Genomic DNA, 8491 nt, shown 5'->3' on the forward strand with positions numbered 1-8491 from the left:
CGTGGTGATATGGATGACGGATGGCTGGCCGCTGTATGAATCCCGCCTGAAGGGAAAGCTGCACGTAATCAGCAAGCGATATACGCAGCGAATTGAGCGGCATAACCTGAATCTGAGGCAGCACCTGGCACGGCTGGGACGGAAGTCGCTGTCGTTCTCAAAATCGGTGGAGCTGCATGACAAAGTCATCGGGCATTATCTGAACATAAAACACTATCAATAAGTTGGAGTCATTACCGACACATCAGAAACGATATTCCACACTCAACATGGCAGATGTATTATGGTATCCATGTTCTCCAAGTTGAATGCCTGCATCAGCCCGGAATGCTACTTCTGGTGTTATCATTCCCACAACACCACCATTTATTTCTCCGATATCACGCGCACCATCCTGGTATATACTTACACCATTCATACTGGTGCCGAAAACACGACTATTGTGCAACCAGTGTGCCTCCACAAATGGTCTGAACGGAACCGCATACCGCGTATTTTTACCGTTTTTGCTGGTAAGCCATGTTCTTGCTCCCAGGCGGGTGAGAATATTTCCGTTACCGGTATTTTCAATACTGGTTCCGTTACTTTCATGATATTTGTCTGATTTTACATTCATCCGGACAACCTGAAGCTGCGGCTGAACATACCATTCATGACTTCCCTTGTAATTGTCGGTAAACTCTCCAGCCTTCCATGAATATCCTGCTTCCAGAGATACCGTAAACCCTTTTGACTTCCATGACTCAGCAGGCAGCCGTTCTCCATTTATATGATTATCAAACCAGCTGTATTGCAGCCAGCTATCAAGATAAGAACCATTGTGTGTTTCATCATTGGCATACCATGTTGCATAAAGACCCGCTGTGTATCCATTCATTCTTCCTTCCGAATGGTATCCGGTGCTCAGGGCATTCGTACTGTTATTATTATGACCATAGCCAGCCATCATACCTGTATGCCAGCGATCGGTACCATTCAGGCTCCACTGAGCTATATCTCCCCCTATTAACACAACGTAGCTATTCCCCCGGGTTCTCAGCTGACTACTGTTGTCACGCCAGCGATTATGTTTTCCTTTATTATACATCCAGATACCTGCTTCATTTTCTTCTCCTGTCATGTGGCTGATATACAACTCCTGTCCCTGTCGTTCATACAGATTCGTTACAAACAGATTATTTGCAGCAGCAATACTGGCAACATAGCTACCTGCCTCAGGACGCAAATTATTATCATGGCTTTCCGGTACAGCTTCAGGTTGTGGTACAGGAATGTCTTTTCTGCTAATCAGATACCAGTTAGTGCTGTTAATCCCCTGACCACGTTTCAGTATGTAATCATAAGCTCCGGCTGTAATACGTTCCGTCTGAATGAATTCAGCATTATCAGCATTGCCACTGACGTGAATCACTTCAATCCCATTAAGTGTCTCTGCACCAGTACCACCGGCCTGAGTAACAGCGACACGGGTACGGCCACTGGCATTACCTTTAATCACCAGACGATCTGTTTTCGAATTGTCACCACCTGTTTCTGTCTGGAGGAGAATAAGTCCATTTCTGCCAGTGTAATTCCCTCCGACAGTCAGTATATTACCCGGCATATATGTAGTGAGATCGACTATACCACTATTGCTCAGATTTCCTGCAACGCCCCCAAACCCGGAGAGTTTGCCCTGCTCTTCAACAATGACCTGGTTACTGCCGAGCATCACCGGTGAATCTGCGTTCCCCAGTATCACTGTCCCCTGAATAATATCTGTCATCCCGGTCCATTTTGCGTTATCGCTAATGTTCAGTGCACCTGCTCCCGTCTTGCGAACATTACCATAACCACTGATATTGTTGGTAAGCTGCCATGCTGATGTACTGTTCAGAGTTAATGTGCCATAGTTATCAACAAAGGCTGTCCCCAGATTATCAGCCGTGGATACAGCCAAATGAGCCCCCTTATTCACGGTAAAAACACCGGAAAAATTACGATTATTACCCGTTATATCAAGCATTCCCCCATTTATGTTCAGAGAACCATCCCCTGCAATAGTACCTGCAGATTCTCCTCCATTATTCAGTATCAGACTTCCGCCATGAATGTTCAGCACAGAGCCTGCAGCCGTCAGTAGTTTGCTTATTGTCTGAGGATACCCATTCATATCCAGTTCTGCGCCACGGGATAAATATAAATACTCAGTCCGACCAAGAGCATCAGGTGCAGCAAGAATTAATACGCCAGATTTAACCTCTGTATTTCCTGTATAATTGTTTGTTGCAGAAAGTATAAGAGTACCATTACCTGATTTTGTCAGACTTTTGCCGTCCCAGCCATCATATAATAAAGGTGAAAGATTATCGGAAAGAGAAACGCCTATGTTCAGAGTGGCATCTTTTTCTATATTAAAGGTTCCATATCCCATCCCTTTTGTATTATTCCATCTCAGCATGGATATCAGTTTGTTATCGTCGTCATTTAAAGACGTATAAACATAACTTTCAGCACCTTCTGTCAGTAATACATTGTATTGTACAATGTGACTATTATCAGCGATCGAGATACCTGTGTCTGACGACAATAATGTGTAATAGTCCTGAGTCCAGTTCTTAATTGATGTGTCTATATTAAGCCATGAATCACTTTTTAATGTAATAGTATTTGCGTGAACATTAGCATTTCCTACAGACAGGTTCATAGATGCGTCTTCATCAATACTTATATTTCCGTTAAAAATGGAGTTCTTGCCTGACAGATAAACAGATGAGCCATTCCCAATCATTAGCCCACCATTAATTGCTGTTGCGTTATTGATGTTTTTAATAATTAATTCATTTGTACCATTAACAGGTATACTAGCTAGTTTAATATCACCATTAATCACAGAATCTGAATAAATATCTAATGAATTATACCCGCCAGAAAAAATTATTGATGTATTATAAGCATCTTTTTGGCTATTATATAATCCTGAAAGATTACCATGATTATTAATATGGATATCTTCTCCATAAACAGAGCAACCACCGTCGGGGCCATATCCCCCCTGAACAATACCGTTATTATTCAAAGTGATTTGATTTCCAGAAATAGCATCTCCCCCTTGTTTTATTCCATATCCTCCAGATATCATGTTGTCGTTAGTAATGAAAAGATTACTACCATTAATACCATCACCACCGTTTACGCCATTACCGCCCAATATTCCTCCGGAATTATGCACTGTAATATTGCTACCGGTTACACCGGAACCACCTGTCCCACCTACATCATCACCTCCGTATATACTTCTGTAATTATCAACTATAATATCATCCCCGCTTAACCCTGCACCTCCGCTACTTCCTGAGCCACCAAGACCATTACCCCCATATACATTTCTGTAATTGTTTATAGATATTTTGTTGCCACTAACAGCAATTCCACCATTATATCCATCTCCTCCCCAAACACTACCATTATTATTTAGCGTAAAGTTTTCACCGTAGACACCTGCACCACCGATTGATGTATTGCTTGTTCCTCCTTTGATGTTAATACTGCTTTCAACAGATAGTATATTTTGAGTATAACTTGTTTTATACGGCACGCTGATATTAAGCGCCGCGTTTCCATCAACACCTGTAATACTCCTGGTTATACTTTCAGGTATACCATTACCATTCAGTTGTATTGTTTGCGCACCAGAAAAATGAGACTGCACAGAATAAAGTATACTGACCAGAAATTGTAAAATTCGTATATTCTTATTCATACTGTTTTTTCTTTAGTGATGCATTTTTTATCAACCATACAAGCACATTATTTCATTGATACTAATCACATCAGGATGAATGTTTTTTCTCAATAGAAATAAGTGTCTTTATTCCTTACCAATTTATTCTGGTTATTCCTCTTATCCAGACGTCTCGTGATACTCCCTGTATTTATTATAGAGTATATATATGTACTGCGTTTAAATCATGAAGACGACAACCTGTTTTACATAAATTATTCCTAAGTATTTTTCCAGAGAAGACCTAGGTATAATGATGTGCACTGTCTGGTTTTCTTACAACTGACTTAGCGATCTGCATATCCGTGATAACGCCTGAATAAATAGGACGAGAGAACTCTTAACCAAATAATCTAACACTTTTAATCGACAGGAATTAAAAACCCGGGGAGGTTAAAAAAACACAAAAAAATGGATGTTTATTCAACTCTGGTTACGTACCATGAGGACTGCATCCACAATGCACCGGCAATTAAATGGCTTTCATTGATTGATTTTTTATATCTGTGATGATTTTTTGCTCCATTCCTCAAAAAATGGACGCAACTTCCCCTCTGCGGCTCTCAGCTGTATACCCGCTGTCGTGCCAGTGGCTCATGCATCATGACCAGCTCTGCCAGACGGTAGCCCCGCTTCAGCCCCGTAAACCGCATCTGACCTCCGCACAGGATGCACTTCAGCGGGTCAACCTTCAGTAACCGCTGATACACCCTTCTCCGCCTGATTTGCATCGCCGTTTTTCTCTCCGTTTCTGTTATGACGTACACAACATTTTCCAGTAACCGGCGCTTCACCGGACTCAGGAACCCGTTGTCAACGCCACGATGTTTGACCGTTCTGGGGATGCGGACGATTTCCTGGACTGCTTTATCATTCCAGCCCGCATTGTTGGCGGTACATTTTGGGGCTGACTGCACCCGGCGATAATTTTATACGCCGCTCGTTATACCATCTGATGTAAGTATCCACTTGCTGCATGAACTTTTCTGGCGTGATGCCCGACCATTTACGCCCATGATACATTTCCGTTTTCAGTCTGCCGAAAAAGCCTTCGCATGCCGCATTATCAGGTGAACATCCTTTGCGGGACATTGAGCGAATAAGACCTTCTGCATTCACTCTTTCCAGCCAGCCTGACCAGCGATAATGCCCACCTCTGTCACTGTGTATCACCGGTCGTTCGCCAGCATTTAACGTTTCGACAGCGCTATCCAGCATAGTGTTGACCAGTTCAGCATCGGGGCGTGTACTGAGAGACCAGCTCACAACTTTTCCATCGAAGCAGTCCACCACCGATGATAGCCAGACTTTACCTGCAGGGAGGTGGAACTCCGTGATATCTGTCAGCCATTTCTGATTAGGTTGCTCCGCCTTAAAATCTCTGGCGATAAGGTTATCCGGAGCCGGTCCGATTTCTCCGCAATATGAGCTGTAGCGGCGACGACGGTTACGGCTGACGACAAGCTGTTCTTCCACCATAAGTCTGCGTACAACCTTTTCTGATAGCCGCCCCCCCTCATGCCTGAGCATCGCATGCAGGCGACGATAGCCATAACACTGGTAATTACTGTTAAATATATCTGTCAGCATCGTACGTATCGTGGCGTATTTATCACCGGCTTTCAGTGCAGCCCGGTGATAAAAATAACTGCTACGGGCAAGGCCCAGAACATGCAGTAATTCTGTCAGGGGATATGTTTGTCTCAGGGCATCAGCGATCTTCGTTTTCTCTCTGTTGTTCAGGTGACTGATACTGATGCCCGGGTCTTTTTTTATGATTTCCTCCGCCTTTTTCAGAATATCCAGCTCCATCTGCCGGCGGCGTATTTCCTGATTCAGTCGGGCGACTTCCTCCCGCAACGCATCGCGTTCTGCCTCCAGGGAAGGTTCGTTATGTTTACGCATAGTCTGGTAAGCACTGTTGCCGATAATTTTATCTTTCCATTTATACAATACCGCACGACTGACACCAATACGCCTGGCGATTTCACTGGCTGATACTTGTCGTGTACAGAGTGCCATGACAGCCTGACGTTTGACTTCTGGTTCAAAGGGCGCAACCGGGTTGGCCTTACTGGTAAATATACGTCGTCTGTCGGGATAAAGGTAAGCGTAAACTGACCGCCGTATGTAGCCATCAGACGAGAATTGGTAACTTAGACGCCCATCTGATATAGACGGACATCTAAGTATGGAATTACAGGACTGGCGAAAAGAACCTCGTAAAAACTATTCGAATGAATTCAAACTTCGTATGGTGGAACTGGCATCACAACCTGGAGCTTGTGTTGCACAGATTGCACGTGAAAATGGCGTCAATGATAATGTTATTTTCAAATGGCTCAGGCTCTGGCAGAACGAAGGGCGTGTTTCGCGGCGTCTTCCGGTAACGACCTCTTCTGACACTGGCGTTGAATTATTACCTGTAGAAATAACGCCGGATGAGCAGAAAGAACCTGTGGCGGCCATTGCGCCGTCTTTATCCACTTCCACTCAGACCAGAGTCAGTGCCAGTTCCTGCAAGGTGGAATTCCGTCACGGTAACATGACGCTGGAAAATCCATCGCCAGAGCTGCTCACGGTGTTGATCCGTGAACTGACCGGGAGGGGAAGATGATCTCACTCCCATCAGGTACCCGTATCTGGCTCGTTGCCGGCGTTACCGATATGCGTAAATCCTTCAACGGACTGGGAGAACAGGTACAACATGTGCTGAATGATAATCCCTTCTCCGGTCACCTGTTTATCTTCCGTGGCCGACGGGGTGACACCGTTAAAATTCTTTGGGCTGATGCTGATGGTCTGTGCCTGTTCACCAAACGCCTGGAGGAAGGCCAGTTTATCTGGCCTGCGGTACGTGACGGCAAGGTATCCATTACCCGCTCGCAACTGGCAATGCTCCTCGATAAGCTGGACTGGCGTCAGCCAAAAACATTCCGCCTTAACGCACTGACAATGTTGTAAAAAACGCCTGGCCGCATTATAAAAACGGCCATGAGTCAGAAATACCTCATTCGCATTGCAGAACTGGAAAGCCAGCTCCGTCAGAAAGACCAGCAACTGAGTCTGGTTGAAGAGACGGAGGCCTTCCTGCGCTCTGCACTGGCACGTGCCGAAGAAAAGATCGAAGAAGATGAACGGGAAATAGAACATCTGCGGGCTCAGATAGAAAAACTGCACCGGATGCTGTTCGGTACCCGTTCTGAAAAACTGCGTCGTGAAGTTGAACTGGCTGAGGCTCTGCTGAAACAACGTGAACAGGACAGCGATCGTTACAGTGGGCGGGAAGACGATCCTCAGGTTCCCCGCCAGTTGCGACAGTCGCGCCATCGTCGTCCGTTACCGGCACACCTTCCCCGTGAAATACACCGCCTGGAGCCAGAAGAAAGCTGTTGCCCGGAGTGTGGCGGTGAGCTGGATTATCTGGGGGAAGTCAGCGCTGAACAGCTGGAACTGGTGAGCAGTGCCCTGAAAGTGATCCGCACAGAACGGGTAAAAAAAGCCTGTACAAAATGTGACTGTATTGTTGAAGCACCGGCGCCGTCCCGCCCGATAGAGCGTGGTATCGCGGGCCCCGGATTACTTGCCCGCGTGTTAACGGGAAAATACTGCGAACATCTGCCACTGTATCGTCAGAGTGAAATCTTTGCCCGCCAGGGTGTCGAACTGAGCCGGGCCTTACTCTCCAACTGGGTTGACGCGTGCTGCCAGTTAATGACACCGGTGAATGATGCCCTGTACCGTTATGTAATGAATACCCGCAAGGTTCACACTGATGACACACCGGTAAAGGTACTGGCACCGGGTCAGAAAAAGGCGAAAACAGGGTGTATCTGGACGTATGTCCGGGATGATCGCAATGTGGGTTCGTCATCTCCTCCAGCGGTCTGGTTCGCGTACTCGCCGAACCGGCAGGGGAAACACCCGGAGCAACACCTTCGCCCCTTCCGGGGTATCCTGCAGGCGGATGCGTTCACAGGTTACGACAGGTTGTTCAGTGCAGAACGTGAAGGTGGTGCACTGACAGAAGTTGCGTGCTGGGCCCATGCCCGGCGAAAAATCCACGATGTATACATCAGCAGCAAAAGTGCGACGGCAGAAGAAGCCCTGAAGCGAATCAGTGAACTGTACGCCATCGAGGATGAAATACGGGGATTACCAGAGTCAGAGCGTCTTGCAGCCAGGCAGCAGCGAAGCAAAGCGTTACTGACGTCGCTGCATGAATGGATGGTGGAGAAGAATGGCACGCTGTCGAAAAAATCCAGACTGGGCGAAGCGTTCAGCTATGTACTGAATCAGTGGGACGCCCTCTGTTATTACAGTGATGATGGTTTGGCAGAAGCGGACAATAACACAGCGGAAAGAGCGCTTCGTGCAGTCTGTCTCGGAAAGAAAAATTACGTGTTCTTCGGTAGCGATCACGGCGGCGAGCGTGGAGCACTGCTGTACGGGCTGATCGGCACCTGCCGTCTGAACGGTATCGATCCGGAAGCGTATCTGCGCCATATTCTGAGCGTACTGCCGGAATGGCCCTCCAACTGTGTTGACGAACTCCTGCCATGGAACGTAGTACTCACCAATAAATAAGCGTCAATACGGTGCTCCGTTGACGCTTACAAGAGATGTCGTTCATAAGCCCGTATTTTACCGGGCTTATTCTGTGACAACCAGGATAAAGAGATTTACAGCATGGTCAGGGAGGTCAGCAGCCGCTTAGGCTGTCGCCAG

At 46.4% G+C, this 8491-nt stretch carries 5 protein-coding genes and 2 pseudogenes; 4 read left to right on the forward strand and 3 right to left on the reverse strand.

From position 1 onward, the window contains the following. Positions 1-223 (forward strand): IS1 family transposase (locus ACJHYR_RS26155; protein WP_001395339.1); only part of this gene is annotated, 223 nt, incomplete at its 5' end. A gap of 21 nt (positions 224-244) precedes the next feature. Here the strand turns inward: ACJHYR_RS26155 and ACJHYR_RS26160 are convergent. From ACJHYR_RS26160 to ACJHYR_RS26170, 3 genes and pseudogenes are all read right to left on the reverse strand, one after another. Next, positions 245-3742 carry an autotransporter outer membrane beta-barrel domain-containing protein gene (locus tag ACJHYR_RS26160; protein WP_001360336.1) on the reverse strand — a complete coding sequence of 1166 codons (3498 nt, stop codon included), beginning with the start codon at positions 3740-3742 and terminating at the stop codon, positions 245-247. A 584-nt stretch (positions 3743-4326) separates the two neighbouring features. Then, a pseudogene (locus tag ACJHYR_RS26165) lies at positions 4327-4572 on the reverse strand (IS91 family transposase); the annotation flags it as partial. Positions 4573-4633: 61 nt separating this feature from the next. Continuing rightward, positions 4634-5869: pseudogene (locus ACJHYR_RS26170) on the reverse strand (IS3 family transposase); the annotation flags it as partial. Between the two features lie 85 nt (positions 5870-5954). Between ACJHYR_RS26170 and tnpA the strand changes: the two are divergent. The 3 genes from tnpA to tnpC are packed head-to-tail and all read left to right on the forward strand — an operon-like array spanning position 5955 to position 8350. Continuing rightward, complete coding sequence (gene tnpA, locus ACJHYR_RS26175) at positions 5955-6380, forward strand: IS66-like element accessory protein TnpA (RefSeq protein ID WP_000422741.1); 426 nt, start codon at positions 5955-5957, stop codon at positions 6378-6380. Continuing rightward, positions 6377-6727: an IS66 family insertion sequence element accessory protein TnpB gene (tnpB, locus tag ACJHYR_RS26180; RefSeq protein ID WP_000624717.1), complete on the forward strand. Its 351-nt coding sequence runs from the start codon at positions 6377-6379 to the stop codon at positions 6725-6727. Before tnpA ends, tnpB begins: the two co-directional genes overlap by 4 nt. Positions 6728-6757: 30 nt before the next feature. Beyond that, the gene (gene tnpC / locus ACJHYR_RS26185; protein ID WP_059328229.1) at positions 6758-8350 is read left to right on the forward strand and encodes an IS66 family transposase; all 1593 of its coding nucleotides are present in this window, start codon (positions 6758-6760) and stop codon (positions 8348-8350) included. Positions 8351-8491: the final 141 nt, after the last annotated feature.

The organism is Escherichia sp. WS1450 (assembly GCF_046487395.1).
GTDB lineage: Bacteria > Pseudomonadota > Gammaproteobacteria > Enterobacterales > Enterobacteriaceae > Escherichia > Escherichia coli.